The following is a 20,839-nucleotide window of genomic DNA, read 5'->3' on the forward strand; positions in this document are numbered from 1 at the left end:
GGAAGAAAAAAGACGAAGGGTATACCTACGCTTCCGTGTATCAAACCCTTTTTGGAAACAAGGCTTTTTGGGATACAAAATAAAGAAAACGATAGCAAAGTGATTTTTAAATTTATCTTCCGGTGTGGTCAAACTTGAATACAAGACAGCACCGGATTTCTTTTTATGGAGGCTGTCCAATGAAGAAAACAATCTACATATTGTTCATTTTGGTTTTGCTCTCAATGAATATGTCAAGCTATCATTACACTCTTAACAAACAAATCTATTACACTTTATTCTCAAATAAAGAAGCATTGATAATCAATTATACTTCAGAATTTAAAAGTGAGGACTTTGTAAAGAGATTGGCCGCCTTCTCCAAAGAAAACAAAGTGAATATTTCTCAATACAATTTCTTAGATGAGAAGAGCTTAAACATCTATTCTACAAACCCTGAAAATGAACCATCAATACATAACGGCAATAAACTTGTGTCAAATTTTCTAAGAGATCATTCAAATCAGAAGATGATCGGCAGCATTTCTTTTCCACTCTCGACATGGAAAATCAGATATTTTGATTTTAACCAAATAAAGAATATAGGCATAGGAAGCAAATTTTATATTTCATCTAACGATGAAAAGGTATTGGAAAAAGCACAAAACCTTTTTGCTGACTATGGTGAAGTAAGTTTTGATGACATCACTGAGAATACTGCTTTTATGTTTAACAAAACTTTGCTTATGCTAGTGTTGCTCTCTATGCTGATTTTGTTTATTGGTGTCCTTTATTTTGTAATTAAAAATCGCAAACGGCTTCTGCTGCAAAAGTTATGGGGGTATTCCAAAGTTAAAACACTGCTTTCTTACCCAGCAATGTTTTTGAAGCCTCTAATTATAATCATATTTTGCGGCGCAATTATTGTAGCTTTGCTAGCCTTTTCTTTCAGTTTAAATGACTGGTTGGCTGCATATCTTAGAATTTACATTAGAAACGCGGTGATTGGTGCGCTTATCATGATGGTATACACCATCATGGTTACCCTCGTCTTGTATAACAACAGCGACATTAGTGGCTCGATCAAAGGCAGCACACCGATTAAAAAATTCCAATGGTTATCTGTAGGCTTTAAAATTGTTGTCACGATATTGCTTTTCAATATTGTTGCGTTTTCACTTTCTAACGTATTCGATCTCAAACAGCAGCTTGATAATCAATCGTATTGGAAAAAGACACAAAACACTTATAAGACAAGCTTTGCCAATACCGGCATCGACTATGGTGATTTAAAATTAGACAGAGAGAAAAATGTTAGAGTTCGCGCGTTGTATCATCAATTAGAGAAGCATAAAAATGCGTTTGTCATTGATGCACAAAACTATGGTTTACTAAGAAAAGACGGAAAAAAACCTGTTTATTTTTACACCTTAAATACGACAAAGAAAAATGAAATTTATTCCCCTTCTGGACGCAGCATTACAATCAGCCCTAATTATTTAAAGGTAAATCCCATTATCGGCGCTAATGGGGAAGCCATAAGCAGAAAGGAATTAAGGCTTGATTCGAATACATTGAACCTGCTCTTACCACAAAAATATGAAAAATATCAAGAAAACATCATAGAAGCATACAGGGACCATTTCTTCTTTGAAAAAGTTGAATTAGATAATATGTATAACAAGGAGATGAAGCAACCTCTAAACACACTTAAAAAAGATGAATTGAAAATCAACATCATTTATACTAAAAATAGGCAGGAGTATTTCACCTTTAATAGTCAACTTGGTGATGCCGGCAATAAAAATAACATTGTTGATCCAATAGCTGCTGTTTTCACAGATAACGTTGATCCATCTGTTATAGGTGCTTACTCAACCTCATGTTTATTCTTTTCAGATTCTTCAAAAGGCATGGCGTATGATCGCATAGTTCCTTATTTGGAGAAGACCAATACCAGAGATCTAATTGATTCATCAATTTCTGTTTATCAAGAGTTAAGCGACAATATAGCAAGAATTCAGAATCAATTCTTACAGAATTTAATTGGCCTAACAATAACGGTTATCCTGTCCGCAGCCTTTCTTGTCGCTTATATTTGGTCGTATTACAGCGCAAATGCATATCGGCTGTACCTTAAAGAGCTTTTTGGATATTCATATTGGGCCAGAAATAAAAATTTAATCATCTTTTCCCTTTTAACCAATTGCCTTATAGGTTTAGGATGCAGTATTTATTACAAAATCTTTGAATTAACAATTTTTGTTGGGCTGTTTATTGTAATCGAGCTGCTTATTCTTTATTTCCTGAGTGTCTATTTAAACAGGAAAAACATGAATAGGATCTTAAAAGGAGATAGAATATGATTACACTCAACCACATATCAAAGACGTTTGATGAAAAACCTGTTCTTTCGAATTTCTCTCTTCAGATAAAAGAAAATGAATTTGTTTCAATTGTTGGTAAGAGCGGTTCAGGGAAGACTACCCTGCTAAATATCATAGGTCTTCTTGATACTCCACACTCAGGAAATGTTGAAATTTTAGGCTTTCGAAACCCTAAACCTACAGAGGTGATGAAACTAAGGAGAGAAAACTTAGGGTATATCTTTCAAAATTATGTGCTTATGGACAATGAAACAGTATTAACAAATTTACAGCTTTCGACGGCTTATGCAAAAGACTTTAAGAAAGAAAAGTTGACAGAAGCTTTAGAAATGGTTGGTCTGGATAAAAGCTTTTTAAAGAAAAAGGTTTATCAACTGAGTGGCGGAGAGCAACAACGTGTGGCCATCGCAAGAATTATTTTGAAGCCTTGTGATATTATCCTGGCTGATGAACCGACAGGAAACTTAGACGAATATAACAAAAGCATTATTTTGTCTTTATTTCATCAGTTAAAAGGTATGGGGAAAACGATTATTTGTGTTACTCACGATCAAGAAATCGCCAATGGGTCTGACAGAGTTATTAATCTTTCATAAGGAGAGGTTCTAAATGAAACATATTACTTTTGCACTGTCTACAAGTGTCCTGATTATTATTACAGGGGTCGTTCACAGAGTAATCTTTAGAATGTTTGGCTTCCCTTTTGATCAAGCAATAATCTTCTGGGGTGGATTCGTTGTTGTTTATTTTGGGTTAGCTCTGCTTTCTTCTTTACTCTTTAGGAATTTAGGTTCAAACAGCAGAAATTACGAGGCTTAATAAGGGTTCTAGTGCCTTTCTCTGTTTATTGAAGCAACCAAGAGACGTATATGTTATATGGAACAAAAAAACCGGCCAGCGCGCCGGTTTTTTTATGTCAGTTTTTTTATGTCAGTACGTATGCATAGAGGGATTGCTGACATAAGTCCTCGAACAGTTTTAGGTGGTCACGATTACCAGCTATCATAAATAAAAGAAATAATCTGCCTAGAAAGAGTGCAGAGAAGGAATACGTAAAAATTTGTATTTTTTCTGACAATAATCCATCAGTCTGCAAAATATGACAATTTTCCCTTGAGCAAGTAGCAGGCAAACAAATCAAAAGGGGGCAATAAAAATGTTAAAGTAAATTCAAGAAGATAGCAGGAGCTACAGCACTGGTGGGGCCTTGCTAGTATCTGGAGTACAAGCGGCTGATGCAGCAACTAAACCAGGAAATTTAATCCCAATTCGAAACAAACAATTTGATGATAAGGTTGAAGAATACAGATGGCTTGGTAATGATACTGTAAGAATTTTCTTTAGAGACAGTGAAGGAAAATATTATTGGGAAGATTTTGAGTGTGTAACTACAGAAGGCGGAGTTTGTTATGTATATGAATGAAGATGTCTTATTCATAATATACACTGAAGATAAATCGTAATATGTCCTATTTTTCTTATTCTGTCTCAACAACTAAGTATACTTAAGATAACGAGACGGAATTTTCATCAAAGATTTAACTTCCTAGAATATATATTATGTAAACTAGAGATTGTGAAGAGAATATAAAAGTGGATCTATATTCTAAGAGCATCCCCTTTTTATAAGGTAATATTAAAAAACCTCTACGTCCTTAATAAATTAAATTGGTCATAAAGGTTTTTCAGTTTGAGTATTTTAATCGGTTATGTCACTTGTTGCTGGTCTTCTTGATCAAGTCCACGCCATCGTATGCCAGACTTTCCATACTTGCAGCCTTCTGCAGTATGTAATGATCAAAAAAGTTCTTCGTATAGTCTGTAACAAGATTTCGCATCTCCATGGCATCCCGTTCACCTCTAAGTTCCTTATTCACACTGGTAAACACGATGTCGCAGTAATCTAAATGCGCAGCACGATCAACAGAGAAATAATAGGTATCCATGCTATTGTTAGCGCCAATGATCGCATTCATGTTATAGTTCGGTTCAGAAAACAGCAGCAAAAAGGGTTTCTTAATGTCGCTGCCCTGAAGGCCGAACGCTCCGCTATCCAAGCCAATCCCGCAGGCGAACCGGTCGTCGTCCCCGCAAACAATCGCCGTCGTAGGCCCTCCATAAGAATGTCCGACTATGCCCATGCCGATGTCAAGCAACAATCTGCCCTTAAAGATGGAATTCAGCTCTCCAGAATCCAATTTGACAAGATAATCGGCTACATACCTTACATCTTCTGCCTGTAATTCACTATACTCTGTTAACTTGTCAAGTATCGGCAGTGTAAGCACGTTTTGACACATCTCAATGGCAGTTTCATCGTCGGGCCGCATCTCCATCTTACCTGCCAAAGCCAGCATCTCCGGATCTTCAGAAAACGCTATAATGATATCCGAAAAATCCTTTGATACATTAAACAGGCGCCCATCTTTACGCTTATACATCGTGCTATTCTGATGGCCGATGCTTACCACAACATATCCCATACTTGCCAAGTCTGTACAGATCACTGTACCCCATTCTGGAGAACCGCCCCCTTTGTATGATCTGATGCCGTGTACTCAAAATCCATCTGGGTTCGGCCGACAGTATAGCCGCCAATTGGCTCTGGAAATGCGTCATACTTTTTCATTCTCTTGTTCCCCCTTACGTAATAAAAGTGGCGGATGTGAAATACACACATTGCGCTATAAACGCTTTTCAAAACTGTGAAACGATTACATCATATGTTCAGTGAATCATAGCTACTCCTTGGCTTTCTTGAGATTGCTAACAACATTTGTACAGGCCCATATACTGTTTCAGAGTTTCATCCGCCACGTAAACCTCCTTGTATTGCTGTTTAAGATGATAAAAGCGGACATCGTTGCTGATGTCCGCCTAAAGCTTAACTAATTGGGTTCTGTTCCCCAAATCAGTTTTCCTTGATGATATAATGTGATTTTTTTCGTTGTTTTAAACGTATTTGATTGGAAAAAGGAATAATCGCCGCTTTGTGCATAATTGCTCCAGTCATCATTGTGAAGACGAAGCTGAATATTCCCTGTGCTTGCTCCCGGTGACAGCGTTCCTGTTTTAAACCCCAGTTCCAGATAGGTATCTGCACCTTGCTTAGGTTTATGCAGCGTCACAAACTTGTGGGTCAGATTGCCGCATCCCATCTGCGCGTAGTCACAGTCAACGTTTTGGCCTTTGTTTTTCGCGTTATACCAGTAACGGGCAGTGACATCTTTTAAATCAACCGTCGCATTGCCATTATTTTTTATGTGAAGCTGCGGGCGGATTTGATTGCTGTTCACACGCCCATCCCCTGCTTTGTATTGTACAGAAACGCCTTTTTCCTGTGTGGGGTTATCTTGTGCTGGCGTTTCAGGGCCGTCCTTCGTTGAATCTTTAGTACCGCGAATGTTTTCTCTTACGAATGTTCCTGAAGCAGTTAAATCTGTAAGCGGCCAGCCGCCTGTTTTAGATGCTCCCGGCTTTAAAGCCGAAGATGATTCCTGCTTATCAGAAAGATTCCAGTTCACCCAGCTGATGTTCTTGCTGTCGAGATAATTCAGCCATTCCCGCGACTGGTCTAGGAATACACCGCCATTTCCAGACGCATCGCTTGTTCCCCATTCCGTCACGAAAATAGGCGCTCCTTTGCTGAGTGCGTAGTTTGCTTTATCCCGTAAAAATTGCCCGTGTGTGCCGGCATAAAAATGAAGCGCGTACATGACGTTTGCATCTTTTAACTGGTCATCGGCAGCATCATTCACATCCTGGCTCCATGTACCGGTGCCGACAATGATGATGTTGTCTGGATCATTTTTGCGGATAACGGAAATCACTTCTTCCGCATACGGTTTAATATCACGCTTCCAGTTCACGTCACCGTTTGGTTCGTTTGCAATTTCATAAATGACGTTCGGCGTGTTTCCGTAAAGACTTGACATCTCCTTGAAAAATTCTTTTGCCTTCTCTTTATTTTGTTTTGGGTTGCCGTCATTTAAAATATGCCAGTCAATGATGACATATATCCCAAGTTCTTTTGCCGCTTCAACCGCTTCTTTTACTTTATTTTTCACGGACGGGTTGTCAATATAACCGCCATCTGCCGTATACATCGCCGCGCGGAAAACGGTTATGCCCCAATCGTCTCTCAGCCATTTTAAGCTGTCTTTATTGACGAAATCGCCATACCATTGCAATCCATGTGAACTGATCCCTTTCAGTTGTACCGCTTTACCGTCTCGGTTTACGAGCTGTGTACCTTTTATGCTAAGCTGACCATTCTTGGCTACTGGCGTTTTTGTCTCTGCTGCTGATGCCGGCGAAGGCAGCAAGCCGCCCATTGTCAATACCGCAATCAATAAACACGTAATAAAAATAGAAATTGACCGTTTCATATCTGATCTTTTCCTCCTTCGCATCATTTTGGCTCTTTCTTATGAGCTCGAACTCATTGTAAAAATCTTTCTCATGATTGTCTATCAACCTAATTTCTTGTTTTTGGGAGGTGTTAAAGTCTGTCAATTTGCTCTATCTCTATTGAATAAGACACACCTGACACATATAGAACAAAGAAAACCGGGCTGAATCGGGACTTTACACGTCATTTTTCAATCGAATCGAAAAATTAAATGTATTTCCAACGTACACACGCTGATTGCTGTAAGAAGACGAGTCCTTGTTAATTTAAGGTTGATGTAAGGTTCGGATTAATACGGGTTAAGGTTCGAGTTGTACAATAAGGTTGTACTTCAGTGAGGGATTCAGCCAGAAGAATTCCCCCTTTCAATAAATCATAGAGGTGAAAAGGTTTGAGAGAAAATAAAATGTTGTCTTCATTATGTTACTTCAGTATATTTTTTGCGCCGTTTCTGTTTCCGATTATCGTCTATTTCTTAGGCCAGGATGATGTGAAATATCATGCGAAAAAATCTTTGTGGACGCATCTGATTCCTTATTTGATTTTTGGAATTGGCATCATCGCTTCAGGTTTACTTGGTATGAATGACATCAGGCACGCCGGGCCTTTCCTGCTAGCGACGTATGCTGCTACATTCCTTGTGGCGATCTATTTTTTCATTTGGAACATTGTCAAAGGAATCAAAGTGTTTTCGGAACAATAGGAAAAAACGGTTCTGTTATTAATCAGCAGAACCGTTTTTTTGTATAGCCATTATCATAATTGTATATTTATCGTTGTCCCCTCTCCCGCGGTGCTGTGAATGGTGATGTCCCCTCCGTGCTTTTGGATAATATCCTTTGCTATGGCCATTCCAAGACCAGAGCCTGCATGCGTCGTTCCTGTATTTGTCCCCCTGTAATAGCGATCAAACACTTTTTCCAGCTCCTCTTCTTCTATCCCTTTGCCATTGTCCTTAATTGTCACATGGGTCCGTTCTTTTTGTTCAAGCTGTACAACGATCTTCACATCAGGATCATTGTGAACGAGGGCATTTAAAATGAGATTCGTGACCGCTCTCCTAATCAATATCGCATCAAGGTTCAGCATCAGCTTTTCCACGTTCGTTTGAAGTTCAATGGACTTATCCGCATATCTAGAATCGTTTAACATATCAATTAACGTTTCCCGCAGCAGCGATACAAGGTTTACCCGTTCTGTATGTAACATCACATCGTTGTTTTTCAGCCTTGTCGTTAAATTTAAATCTTCCATCACATCTTTCATATAGAGGGATTTACTCTCAATGATCTGGGCGTACTCTCTGACCTGTTCGGCTGTGAGATGGTAATTTGGATCTTTGATGATTTCTGCATAGCCTTGAATAGATGCTAATGGTGTTTTAATGTCATGAGAAATATGACTGATCCACTCTTCACGCATTTGCTCTAATTTATCTTTTTCTTTTTTGCTTGAAGATAGTTGTTCCGATAAATGATTGACATTATAGAAGACATCTTTATAAATGCCTTTAGGTTTCATGTTGATCGTATAATCTCCATTAGCTAACCGCTGGATTCCTTGAATGACACGGCCGAGCGGTTTTGTGAGCTGCCGGCTGAATAGATAGCCAATGACTAACGCGATCAATGCATCTATTGATAATAATATGATGGTTCCTGCATTGAACTTCGTCACAAATTCCTTGGTATCATATGAGAGGACAAATTTTCCGAGAGAGGGATTTTTAAACCCTATAAAGTAACTGTACTCCTTGCCGTTTACTTTTTTTCCGCCGGCGTAAATGGTTGATAATAATTGTTCATCCTTATATTTATGTAAATTTACAATTTCAATAGGCGTATATTTTTTCTTCAGTCCTTTAGGTTCTCTATCATGATAAACATCCTGTCCGTTTTCATCTAATATTTGAATCCATGCATTCTGCTCTTTTAAAGCTTTTTGGCCCTCTTTGTTTACCGTGATACCATTGTTCGATAACGTGACATATTGTCGGAATGATCTTGTGAAAGTTTCCGGTGTACTTTCTTCGTCATGTTGGCTGTTCGCCTGGAAAACGAGCCAAAACATAAAAATAAATAAATTAATGAAGACTGTAATGATGGTCACGATAATGACAGAGACCATATATCTGCCTGTTAATCGCCAATTCATCCTTATGCATCCTTTACAACAAATTTGTAGCCTAACCCTTTCACAGTGACGAGAAAGTCTGGTTTTGACGGGGTGTTTTCTATTTTCTCACGGAGCCTGCGTATATGAACCATCACCGTGTTGTCAGAACCGAAGAAATCTTCTCCCCATACAGCTTGATAGAGTGTTTCTTTACTGATCACCCGATTGGGATGCTGCAGAAAATAGGTCATAAGCATAAGTTCTTTAGGTGTTAACTCAATAGCCGCTCCATTTTTGGTGAGCTCGGCTTGTTGTTGGTTTAATTCAAATGGCCCTTTTTTTATTAGGGTTCCGGTTTGAGAAGGCTGTAAGTAAGAGACCCGTCTCAGCTGCGCTTTGACCCGGTATGCGACTTCTTTAGGGCTGAAAGGTTTTGTAATGTAGTCGTCCCCGCCGATGGCAAGTCCTACAATTTTATCCGTTTCCTCCCCCTTTGCAGACAAAAAGATAATAGGAACGTGTGAAATGTCTCTTATTTGCTTGCAGATATCATAGCCTTCACCGTCTGGCAGCATGATATCCAATATCACAAGATCGGGATTTTCTTGATGAAATTGAGCCAATCCGTCACGGGCAGTCGAAGCGGTCACTACGCGATCAATGCCTTCTCTTATTAATACGGTTTTGATCAGTTCCAAAATTTCTTTTTCATCGTCTATGATTAATACTTTGCTGTGAAGCCGTGACATATATTGATCACTCCTTGAAGTCATTGTCATTATTATACCCAATGTCCGTGTATCGTTAAAAATCAACACTTCTCTCCCACAGAAAATAAGCCAATTTTCTTTATTGAGTAAGAAAATTGGCTTATTGCGATGCTGATGCCTTTAACGCTTTACAACAAATGTTGTCACGCTTTGAGCCGGAAGATGGGCCCAAAAATGATTGTCCGTTACTTTGAGATCCGTTCCAGGTTGAAGATTGCTGCTGCTGCTCGTGATCCATCTGGATACTTGCGAAGCAGTTCCATTCTGCAACACGAAGTTTTGGTTGACCCCTGTGTTATTTTTATTAATGGCAACAATCACGACTTTATTGTCTCCTTTATAGGCTGACACGTAAACATTCGGTTCAGGATTTTTCGTTGCATCAATCCTTACATAGCCTGGGCGCACAAATTTTGAGAAATGAGCCATGTTGTATCCGCGTTTGCTGATCATCCCATCTTCTTTCATAGGGCCGTATGATCTGCGGATGTACCACCACACATAAGCTTGAAAATCTCCCTCTACCATTGAATGATGAATATGCTCTGAAACACCTAAAGCCTCAGGCCAGCGATCCGCTGAATTGTTGTCACTATTCGGATAGTATACCTCCGTCATCCATAGCTCTTTCCCTCCTCCTTTTTGTTTGAAAAGAGGATAAGGAAACTGACTGACCTGAGTGCCGTACAGGTGGGTTCCGAGGATATCCATATTCCTAAGCGCCTGCGGATCATTCAAAATGGGGTCCGATATATTTTTCAGGTATTGAAATGATTCCGGCGCAATCACGCGGGCATTAATGGAACCGGCATTCTCTCTCATGAAACGCAGGATTTCTTGGGGCGTCCACCATGTCCATTCGTGAGCGTAATCAGGCTCGTTTTGCATAGAAATCGCATACAGATTCACACCATTACTCTTCATGAAATTAACGAAATCGTTAAGATGCTGCGCGTATGCGGCGTACTTATCGTATCTCAGCCGCTTAGCTGTTGTGTCACCATTATGATTGAAAGTCTCAACCATATCGTTTGGCGGATTCCAAGGGGAAGCAAAAACGATTGCTCCATGTTTGATCGCACTTTTTGCAGTCTCCACTTCCTTGTACCAATTATTTCTATTTTCATCTACATGAATTCTTAAGACCGAAAAACCTAACTGATTCTGTCCATTGCCAAAAGCGGTCTCCCGTTGAGCCGCAGTCAAATCTCCAATCCAAGCCGGGTGGTTCATTCCTCCAAAACCGCGAATCACTTGTCTATCTGCAGATATATTAACTGTTGCATCATTTGCCGCCAAGACCTCAGCAGCGCCTGGGCCCATTAACATTACTGACAGCGTAGTGAAACATACTAATAATAGACAAATTGTTTTTTTTACGCTCGACATCATTTTTTCCTCTCCTTTATCTGTCTTTTACCGTATTAGAAAAATGTGTTCTGTCCTGCTTTTATATCACAGTACTGATGCTATTTTTGCGTAAACTGCCAATAATCAAAGTTAAACAAGTTTCCTGAACCTGTTCCGGTAAATACAAAGAATACGTTGTGCACACCGGCTGCGCCGCTTACCGCAGTTTCTATTTCTCTCCAAGATTGCGTTCCGCCTGTGGAAGGGACATTCAGTGTTCCCGCAAGCTTACCTGTTGGACTATCGAGACGCACTTCTATTTTTCCGCCAAGAGCGGATGCTACATTTGCTTTAAACGTCCTTGCACCGCCTGACCCGAAGTCTGCATTTCCTACAGCAATCCAGTCTCCGTTATGAATGTTTGTGACATGTTGATTATTGACCGGCCCGCCGGGTGCTGAGGATGCCTCTGTCAAAATCCGTCCGTTCCAGGCAAACGTTTCCGCTTCTACCCGGTGATATGGATTCAAGTTGGATAGCTGTTTGACACCTGCAAAATTTGCCGCTACCTCTTGCAGGGAGCCATCTGGATTATGCACAACCTTATTTATATGGGGAGAACGGTATCCTTTGCCGGCCCCGAACAGAGCGGAGCTGACAGTTTGAGTATGATACACCGTGTACCACTCGTTTTTAAAATTGAAAACGGCATGATGGTTGTTTCCGCCGCCTCCGAAAAATGCACCCGGATTTTTCAGAAAGTGCCCTCTATATGTAAAGGGACCCATGGGACTTGAGCTGGTCATGTAGCCGATCTCACCTGGGGGTTTATCGGCCGGGTGCGCGCCGCTGAAATTGATGCAATAGGAATAGTAATATGTCCCGTTATATTTGTGCATTCCCGAATCTTCAAACATGAAAGGCGCATCGATCGTAGATGCACTTCCGGCAACACTGGTCATATCAGGACCTAATTTTATGACTCTTGCTGTTTTAGGATTGGCCCATTGTCCCTGCGTTGGATTTGAACCGCCCGGAACGCCTCCGCCGGCATACAGGTAACCGGTACCGTCATCATCTACGAATACTGCCGGATCAAAAAGCCATACAACGCCGGACATTCCTGGTGTACTTGGCGTCACCAGCGGTTTTCCGATCGGATCTGTCCATGGGCCGGTCGGGCTGTCTGCGGTGAGAACCCCGATACCTCCGCCGCCGTTTGCGAAATAAAGGAAAAATTTATCCTTACCGTTGATCTTTTTCACCGCGGCTGACGGGGCCCATGATGCTCCTGCCCATTTGGCAATCCCCCGGCCGCCATTCATCCCATTGGCACCCGCTGCTGGAATCGCTCCGTGATCTGTCCAGTTCACCATATCCGCTGAAGATATGACGGATATTTTATTCAAATTGGCAAATGAATTATCCTTAATCGTGCCGTCGCTATTATATTCATAGTCATCGCTTGACATATAGATGTAGACTCTTCCGTTATAGGTCAGCGCAAACGGATCTGCGCCCAGATGATGGTCGATAAGCGGATTTGAATTCCCAACATGTTTTGCAATTGGAGTGCTGGCAGCATACGCAGACTTCCCAGATAAGCAGCTCAATAATAAAACAAGAACCCATAAACATAAGTTACATTTTTTCCTCATTACTTAATATCCTCCTTTTCCTAAAATAGGGGTCCTTTTGGGAATTTGCAGTGTTGGCAGCATACGACGACTTCCCAGTAAAGCAACTCAATCATAAAGCAAGAACCCATAAACATAAGCTACACTTTTTTGTCATGACTGAATATCCTTCTTTTTCCTTAAAATGAGGCTTTTCTTTTAACATTTGATGACAAATGGTCATGGAGAACGCATAACGAGGAAAGCGTTTCAAGCCTATGAGTTTACTCTCTTCTATTTCGTGCAAAATGCCGCTGACTGTCATCCAGCAACATTTTACACTGGATCATTTACATGTTGTCAAACTTCGTATTTCCCGCAAACGATCCCATTGACAGTTGTTCTTCAAGAACAAGTCCGTGATGATGCCGTTCTTCAATCCTTTTAATAATAGATCGAATGGCTTCCGCATTTTCTTCGATATTGTGAGGTTCAAAGATCGTCACGTGATCTCCTTTTAATTTGTACTCAAGATAATGCTGTGCTGTTGATTGTGTCCAGCCCCTATCATCGGTTACATCGCCGCATAGCAAATGATGGATGTTGGCGTTAACGGCGCCGGAATTGATCACTTCATTGTGGTACGCAAGATAGCCTCTGATTTTATCCTTAATCGAAGGAATGGTTAATATTTCTCTGTAATAGTCCGGAATAATGTCCATATTCAGATGGACGATCTCTTCGATTTCCTCTTCCGATAAATGAGTTACAGAAGTGGTTATTTTAGAATCCAGCATAATCACATCAGATACGGTGCGGCCTCGCTTCTCCAAAGCTTTAGCAGCCTCAAAAGCCAAATTCGATCCCGAAGAGTAACCAAGCAAAACAAAAGGCCCTTGTTCCTGAATGCGTATCATGCTTTCTGCATATCGGTCAACGATTTCTTTCTCATGAGACGGCTCTTCTAAGAAATCAGCAGCATAGACGGTGCTGACGCCGTCAAGTCTTTTCGCCATTTCATTATAAACGAGTCCATATCCGATTAAAGGCGGGAAACAGAACACAGGGATTGAATCTTCCTGGTTCAGCTTGACGAATACGTTATGATCCGTCTCGGATTCGAAAACTGCCGCTTGAATGGCGCGTGCCATTGTTTCGATGGTAGGAAAATCGTATACGGCTTGATAATGCATGTTGAGTCCCATACCGGCGTTAATTTGATGAATGAGCTGCAATACTTTAAGTGAATGGCCGCCAACGTCAAAGAAGTGATCTTTAATCCCGGGGTCAGGCAGAGCTAAAATATCCTTCCATATATCGGCCAGCTGCTTTTCAATTAACGTTCCTGGCGCTGTGTATTCGGTTCCGGTAAGCCTATTTCCCTCAGGAGCCGGCAAAGCTTTTCGATCGATTTTTCCATTAGCAGTTATCGGCATCTTCTCTACTTGTACAAAATAAGCCGGAATCATATACGCAGGCAGTTTATTCAGCAAATGACGCTTCAGTTGCGCCGTATTTAATGACTCGTCTCCTGACAAGTAAGCGCACAGCTGCTTTGAGCCCTCTTTTTCAATCGCGATGACGACCGCTTCTTTGACAGCATCGAGTTGTAATAAAGATGCTTCAATCTCGCCGAGTTCTATCCGGTAGCCTCGGATTTTCACTTGATGATCGATTCGTCCCAAATACTCGATATTTCCGTCCGGCAGCCATCTTGCCAAGTCGCCTGTCCGGTACATCCGCTTCCCTGCTTCAAATGGGTGAGCTGCAAACTTCTCAGCTGTCAGCTCCGGACGGTTCAAATAGCCCCGAGCGAGCCCGTCTCCGGCGATACACAGCTCTCCTGCCACACCGAGCGGCTGGAAATATTCCGATCCGGGCTGTACGATGTACAATTGAATGTTGGAAATCGGTTTACCTATCGGAACGGAGTTAAGCGTTTCTCCCGCTTCACATTCAAAATACGATACATCGATCGTCGCTTCGGTCGGTCCGTATAAATTAATGATTTGAGCCTCGCCCGCCGGTGTGATCATGCGATGAAACCCGGCAACGTGCGCAGGCGTCAAAGCCTCGCCGCTTGCAAATACATATTTTAATGACGCCAGCTTTCTCTTTAATTCCTCGTCGGATTTCTGCTCCATGGACTCAAGAAAAGCATGCAGCATCGCAGGCACAAAATGCATAATGGTGACATTTTTCTGCGCAATTGTATCTAAAATGACGTCAGGGTTCTTTTCTCCTCCGTTTGACAGCAATACCGCTTTAGAACCAGTCATCGACCACCAGAACAATTCCCACACCGATACATCAAAGGTGATTGGGGTTTTTTGCAGAATGACATCCTGCTTATCCAGCGGGTAATGTTCCTGCATCCAAACGAGACGGTTGATTACGGATCGGTGTTCCACCATAACCCCTTTCGGTCGGCCTGTTGATCCCGAAGTATAGATAACATAAGCTAAGTGATTCGGTCCGGCCGTCTGTTTCAAGTTTGAAGCATCTTCCAAAGAGAATCGCGGATCTTCCAGGTCAAGCACTTTTCCCGTAAAAGGCACGCTTTTTCTCAAGTGACTCTGTGCTAACAACAGCTTCGTATCCGAATCCTCCAATATATAGTGAATCCGTTCTACCGGATAGCTCGGGTCGATCGGCACATACGCGCCGCCGGCTTTTAAGATTCCGAAGAGTCCTACGATCATTTCCAAGGAACGTTCGGCCATAATCCCGACCGGCTGATCCGGCTGCACGCCTTCTGATTGCAATGTCCGGGCAAGTTGATTCGCTCTTTCATTCAGTTCCCGGTATGTCAGCTGGCTTTCCCCGTATACGACAGCCGTTTGATCAGGCGTACGCTGTGCTTGTTCCTCAAACAATTGATGAAGCGTCTTTTCCTTTGGATAATCTGCTTCCGTATCATTAAATGCCTCTATAAGGAGCGAACGTTCATCTCCCGTAAGTATATCCAAGTCTTGGACGCGAATCGCCTGACTGTTCACCATCTGCTTAATGATTTGCATAAAATGCTCTTCCATCCGCTTGACACTTGCATGATCATAGACGTTGCTATTGTATACAAAATGAATGTCGATTTCTCCAGCCGGCATGACAATGAAATTGAAATCGTAATGGGTATGCTCTTCCATATGGAAATTGATAATGTCCAGCGCGTCACGATTCGGTTTCATATGCTCCATTTGTTTCTCGACCGGATAATTTTCAAATACCATGATATGACTGATCAGCTGCTGCTTATGTTCAGTTTGAGCCTGAATTTCATACAACGGAAATGTATCATACGCCTGAGAAGCCAATGCCTGCTCCTGGCTCATTTTCAACACTTGTTCCACAGTCATTCCAGGCTGAGCGGTAATACGTACGGGAATGGTGTTGATAAATAAGCCGACCATGGATTCAATACCCGGAATTTCTGCCGGGCGTCCGGATACAACCGACCCGAAAACGACATCCTGACTGTTGTTGTATCTTTGCAGCAATAGCCCCCACGCACTTTGAATGAATGTATTCACGGTGACGTGATGCTTGCTTGCAGTCTGTCTGATTTCTTCTGACAGCTGCTTTCCGAGCCGGCATGCAAGCCTTTGTTTTTGATATTTCTTGGCTTGGTTTGAGACAGGTTCTTTCAGTAAAACGGTTTGTCCTTCATAACCGTCCAAATATTTTTGCCAATAGGCCAAAGCGTTCTGATGATCCTGGTCTTCCAGCCATTCGATATATCGGCTGTACGGGGTGACGGCTTCCCGCTCCGGTTTTCTTCTCTCAAGAAGCTCATAATAGGTTTCAAACACTTCTTTCGTAATAAGAGGCAGACACCAGCCATCCATTAAAATATGATGGAAGCTCCATATCAATCGGACTTGGTCGTCCTCTGTACGAAGGATTGATACGCGCATTAACGCATCTTGGGTAAGGTCGAATCCTCTTGCCTTATCTTTTTGTACAAAGCCGGCAATGAACTCGTTTCGTTGTTTATTCTTCATGCTTCGAATATCTTCAACAGTTATTTCGATCGGTTTTTTTCGGAATACGATCTGTAAAGGCTGATCTTTCCATTCCGTATAAAAATGAGTCCGGAGAATCTCGTGTCTTTCCGCCAGCTGCGACAAACTCATTGTAAATGCCTCAATATCCAAGTCGCCTTTGAGGTCAAAAGCGGCTTGTTCAAAGTAAGCTCTGGAAGCCGAATCGATTAAACTATGGAACAGCATACCTTTCTGCATGGGAGTTAAAGGATATATATTTTCAATGTCGCCGATATGCTGTGTTTGCTTAACAAATTGATCTAATTCCTCGATTGTTATGTCCTTCAGCGAAATATCGCTTGGCGTCAGGTGAATGTGTTCTTGAGCTGCGCAATGTTCGATGACTTCTTTTAGGCTTTTCTTTAAGAGAGCTGCACATGTTTCCATTGTTTCTCTTCGATATTGTTTACCGCTGTAACTGATGGCCAATGACAGCCGACCGTCTGAGATCATGCCGTTAATGTCAAGCGTATAGGCAATGGGGTGCCTGTCGCTCGCAATTTTCCCTCCGGAGTAAGGAGATACCTCGATTCCTCCATTTTCGAAATCTTGATCAAATTGTCCGAGGTAATTGAAGTTGATTTCCGGATGTCCGGTCCATTCTGATGCCTTCGGATGATCGGACAAATATTTCATCAGGCCATATCCTATTCCTTTTTGGGGAATCTGACGCAGCTGTTCTTTCACCGTCCTAATCCGCTGGGAGATGTCCCGGTCCGCCTGGATTTGAAGAGAAACCGGGTATTGGGTTGTGAACCAGCCCACCGTACGTGAAATATCAACGTCTTGAAAAACAGATTCCCTGCCGTGTCCTTCCAGATGAACATGAATTTCTTCATGCCCCGTCCAGCGATGAACAGCCATTCCGAGTCCGGTCAGCAATAAATCATTAATGTCAGTCGTATAGGCACGGTTCGATTTTTTTAATAAACGCTCGGTTTCTTCCTCTGTCCATTGGACGATGATCGTTTCCCGGTCTTCGGCCAGACCGGTCTCCTGCTCATTATCCTCTGGCAATTTGTGTTGCGAGATATGTTTCTGCTCAAGCCAATATTGATTTTTCGCTTCAAATTCCGGGCTTTCTGCATAACGTTTCAATCGTTCAGCCCATAACAGATAGGAATCCGTCTTCTTAGGGAGCGTGATCGCTTCTCCGTTTTGGAGCTGCTCATAAGCTGACGTTATATCCTCAAGTAAAATCCTCCACGATACGCCATCTACAACCAGATGATGAATCGCAATCAGCAAATGATCGCCATCCTGACATTGAAACAATCCCAGTTTCATGAGCGGACCATCGGCTAAATGGATGGATTGCTGAATGTCATTGGCTATCATTTCTATCGTTTCGGCAGGGTTGTTTTCTTCGAGTAAAGAGAATACGTCGAGGCTGAATAATTCTCCTTCACTGATCCCGCGGGTTCTGGCTTCGTATTCATGATCTCCCTGAACATAGACCATGCGCAAAGCATCGTGATGCTCGGCAATCTTCTTCATGACTTTCTGAAGCTTCGATTCGTCCAGCCCCTCTTTAAAATAAAGCATGACAGATTGATTATAATGGTGCGGATCAGGGTATTGCCGGGCGAAAAACCAATGCTGAATCGGCGTCAATAAGGTACGGCCTTTGATTTCCCCTTGTTCTGCGATTCGGGTAACGGGCTTAATAAAAGGAGCAAGCCCGGAGATCGTCGGGTGTTTGAACAAGTGTTTGATGTCAAGCTTATACCCGGCTTGATATAAGCTTGAGGTTACCTGAATCGACTTAATCGAATCTCCTCCCAGCTCAAAGAAATGGTCATCGATTCCGACCTGTTCTGCGCCTAATACCGATTCCCACACCCCGGCCAGTATTTTTTCCAGTTCTGTCCGCGGAGCTGTATAAGGATTGCCGGTGAGATTTCCCGTTGGAGCAGGCAGCGCCTGACGATCTATTTTTCCGTTGGAAGTAAGCGGCATCGCTGCCAGCTGTACAAAATAAGCAGGGATCATATAGGACGGAAGCTGCCGGGACAGGTGCTCCCGAATTTCGCCTGCGGTTAAAGAATGCTGTGCGGTATAATAGGCGCACAAGGATGTTTCCCCGTTGGTTTCTTGTGCCGTAACGAGAGCTTCTTGAATCGGCGGTATTTGGAAAAACGCGGATTCGACTTCCCCGATTTCAATGCGGTAACCGCGGATTTTCACCTGGTGGTCGATCCGGCCTAAATATTCGATATTTCCGTCCGGCAGCCGCCTTGCTAAGTCTCCCGTCCGGTACATTTTCACCTCTGGTACAAAGGGGTGCTGCAAAAATCTTTCCGCCGTTAATTCCGCTCTGTTCAAGTATCCTCTGGCGATGCCGTCCCCGCTGATATATATTTCTCCCGGGACGCCGGCCGGCACCGGCTTCATGTTCTTATCCAGCACGAAAATGTTCATGTTGTCCGCGGCGGTTCCTATCGGCACTGATTCCCGTCTGTCGTATTGCGGATCAAAGGAATAAATCATACAGCCGACGACTGTCTCTGTAGGCCCGTATTCGTTAAAAATTTCGATTTTTCCGCCGAATTTCCCGCTGATGCTTCGGGCGAGCCGCGTGCTTAAATTGTCACCGCCGACAATGAATTTCCGAATGGTGCACTCAGCAGGGATATTTATCTCTTTCAATAACTGCAAGTGCGCCGGGGTCAGCTTGATAATATCCGCCCTTGAATCCTGAATAATGGAATCAAGCAAGGCAGCACTGTTTTCTCCTCCGTAGACAATAATGGCATTTCCTGTAATGAGCGGAGTAAAAACAGACGTTATCGTCAGATCAAAAGCGATGGACGAATATAGGGGAAAGTTGGTTTTTTCCCCTTTGACATAGACCCGGCTGGCCCACCAAATATAATTGGTTAAGCCCTGATGCTCAATTGCCACTCCTTTAGGCTTGCCTGTGGAGCCTGACGTATAAATGACATAGGCCAAATCCTTCGTACTGCTGATCGGTTCCAGGTCAGAGCCGTCTTCGTGGTAAGAGCTTTCCTGATCGAGGAAAACCATTGTGCCCGCAAGTTCCAACTGTTTTTGAAGATGGCTCTGCGTCAGGACGATATCAGCTTGGGAGTCTTCTACTATATACTGTATGCGATGCTTCGGATAATCCGGATCAATTGGCACATAGGCCCCTCCCGCTTTTAAAACGGCCAGTATTCCCACGACCAGTTCGATCTCATGTTCGCAGATAATCGCAGTGAGCCGATCCGTCTTTACCCCCTTTTTCCTTAACGTTCGGGCTAATTGATTGGCACGTTCATTGAGCTGACGATATGTGAATTGCTTTTCTCCGTAAATAACGGCTGCTTGATCCGGTGTTCGTTTCATCTGTTCTTCGAATAACTGATAAACCGTCTTATCCCGCGGATATTCAGTTTTCGCAGTTTGATTGTCAACGAGAAGTGAATGTGTCTCCGATTCTGGCAAAATATTCACTTGACCGAGGGGGAGCTCAGGCTGAAATAATATGACAGAAAATAGCCGGTTTAAATGTCCGAGCACCTGCATCATATACTGACGATCATAGACTTGTTCATTAAAACATAACTTTATGTCAATCAAGTCTTCACCCATAGCAAACTGGAATAAAGCATCTGCAGCAGCCGTTTCTATGAAACCATCAGGATGAATTTGCTCTAGTGAAACGACTGTATCGATGATCGGCAAATGATTTGCATTGTAGTTCAGCCTCAGCTGTCCGGCCATTTTATCAAAGGGAACGTCCTGATATAAGATCGCTTCGTCCAGCGTATGTTTCAATTCATGGAAAATTGATTTAAACGTACTGCCGGAATTGATATGCTGTTTGATTAACATGAGCTGGTCTGAACGAAGATCTTCATCAGTTTCGTCTTCAAAGCTTGGAACCCCTGTAATCACGCCTTCTTCCCCCGTGTATTTGTATAAAAGGGATTCAATTCCGATCAGGAGAACCAGGTAGACGGCCATTGGCGTTTGGTTCGTCATGGTCAGGATGCGCCGTGATACATCCGCACTCAATGAACTGTGAATACAGTCAGATCCACTTGTTATATCACGCTTTACTGTTGAGTCGGACATTTGAAACGAAGGGAATGCACTAGGACGGTCTTCCGTGTGAAACATTCGGCCCCAGAACAACTCCTGTTGTTTGAATTCTGACACTCAT

General features: G+C 42.5%; 11 protein-coding genes and 1 pseudogene. 5 read left to right on the plus strand and 7 right to left on the minus strand.

All coding sequences use genetic code 11. The features are described from left to right. The first annotated feature begins 179 nt into the window (after positions 1-179). The 4 genes from NYE68_RS10875 (at position 180) to NYE68_RS10890 (ending at position 3,789) form a co-directional block, all read left to right on the plus strand. A complete protein-coding gene (locus NYE68_RS10875) occupies positions 180-2,345 on the plus strand; it encodes a DUF1430 domain-containing protein (RefSeq protein WP_324635810.1) in 2,166 nt (721 codons plus the stop codon). Next, positions 2,342-2,962 carry an ATP-binding cassette domain-containing protein gene (locus NYE68_RS10880; protein WP_324635809.1) on the plus strand — a complete coding sequence of 207 codons (621 nt, stop codon included), beginning with the start codon at positions 2,342-2,344 and terminating at the stop codon, positions 2,960-2,962. Before NYE68_RS10875 ends, NYE68_RS10880 begins: the two co-directional genes overlap by 4 nt. A 13-nt stretch (positions 2,963-2,975) precedes the next feature. Beyond that, positions 2,976-3,185, plus strand: a complete 210-nt coding sequence (locus tag NYE68_RS10885) for a bacteriocin-like WGxF protein (protein ID WP_063095147.1) — start codon at positions 2,976-2,978, stop codon at positions 3,183-3,185. A 388-nt stretch (positions 3,186-3,573) separates the two neighbouring features. Then, positions 3,574-3,789, plus strand: a complete 216-nt coding sequence (locus NYE68_RS10890; protein ID WP_080129979.1) for a hypothetical protein — start codon at positions 3,574-3,576, stop codon at positions 3,787-3,789. Between the two features lie 289 nt (positions 3,790-4,078). On the opposite strand, the pseudogene NYE68_RS10895 reads toward NYE68_RS10890, so the two are convergent. Together NYE68_RS10895 and NYE68_RS10900 are read right to left on the minus strand one after the other, a co-directional pair. Then, positions 4,079-4,995 (minus strand): annotated as a pseudogene (locus tag NYE68_RS10895) (choline esterase). A 259-nt stretch (positions 4,996-5,254) separates the two neighbouring features. Continuing rightward, positions 5,255-6,754, minus strand: a complete 1,500-nt coding sequence (locus NYE68_RS10900) for a cellulase family glycosylhydrolase (RefSeq protein ID WP_254003778.1) — start codon at positions 6,752-6,754, stop codon at positions 5,255-5,257. Positions 6,755-7,168: 414 nt separating this feature from the next. On the opposite strand from NYE68_RS10900, the gene NYE68_RS10905 reads away from it, so the two are divergent. After that, positions 7,169-7,480: a DUF4870 domain-containing protein gene (locus NYE68_RS10905; RefSeq protein ID WP_033574820.1), complete on the plus strand. Its 312-nt coding sequence runs from the start codon at positions 7,169-7,171 to the stop codon at positions 7,478-7,480. A 53-nt stretch (positions 7,481-7,533) separates the two neighbouring features. On the opposite strand, the gene NYE68_RS10910 is transcribed toward NYE68_RS10905, so the two are convergent. From NYE68_RS10910 to NYE68_RS10930, 5 genes are all read right to left on the minus strand, one after another. Beyond that, positions 7,534-8,931 (minus strand): HAMP domain-containing sensor histidine kinase, encoded by a 1,398-nt coding sequence (locus tag NYE68_RS10910; RefSeq protein ID WP_324635804.1) that lies wholly within the window; start codon positions 8,929-8,931, stop codon positions 7,534-7,536. Between the two features lie 2 nt (positions 8,932-8,933). After that, complete coding sequence (locus NYE68_RS10915) at positions 8,934-9,641, minus strand: response regulator transcription factor (RefSeq protein ID WP_015417567.1); 708 nt, start codon at positions 9,639-9,641, stop codon at positions 8,934-8,936. A gap of 141 nt (positions 9,642-9,782) precedes the next feature. After that, positions 9,783-11,054, minus strand: coding sequence for a glycoside hydrolase family 30 beta sandwich domain-containing protein (locus NYE68_RS10920; protein ID WP_254003779.1), 1,272 nt, complete (start codon positions 11,052-11,054; stop codon positions 9,783-9,785). 77 nt (positions 11,055-11,131) lie between these two features. Then, entirely contained in the window at positions 11,132-12,670 is a 1,539-nt protein-coding gene (locus NYE68_RS10925; RefSeq protein ID WP_254003780.1) for a glycoside hydrolase family 43 protein, read from the minus strand. A 308-nt stretch (positions 12,671-12,978) separates the two neighbouring features. After that, positions 12,979-20,835, minus strand: a complete 7,857-nt coding sequence (locus tag NYE68_RS10930) for a non-ribosomal peptide synthetase (RefSeq protein ID WP_324635802.1) — start codon at positions 20,833-20,835, stop codon at positions 12,979-12,981. Between the last annotated feature and the right edge of the window lie 4 nt (positions 20,836-20,839).

It is taken from the genome of Bacillus sp. FSL R5-0447 (assembly GCF_038606125.1).
In the GTDB taxonomy this organism is placed as follows: Bacteria; Bacillota; Bacilli; order Bacillales; family Bacillaceae; genus Bacillus; species Bacillus velezensis.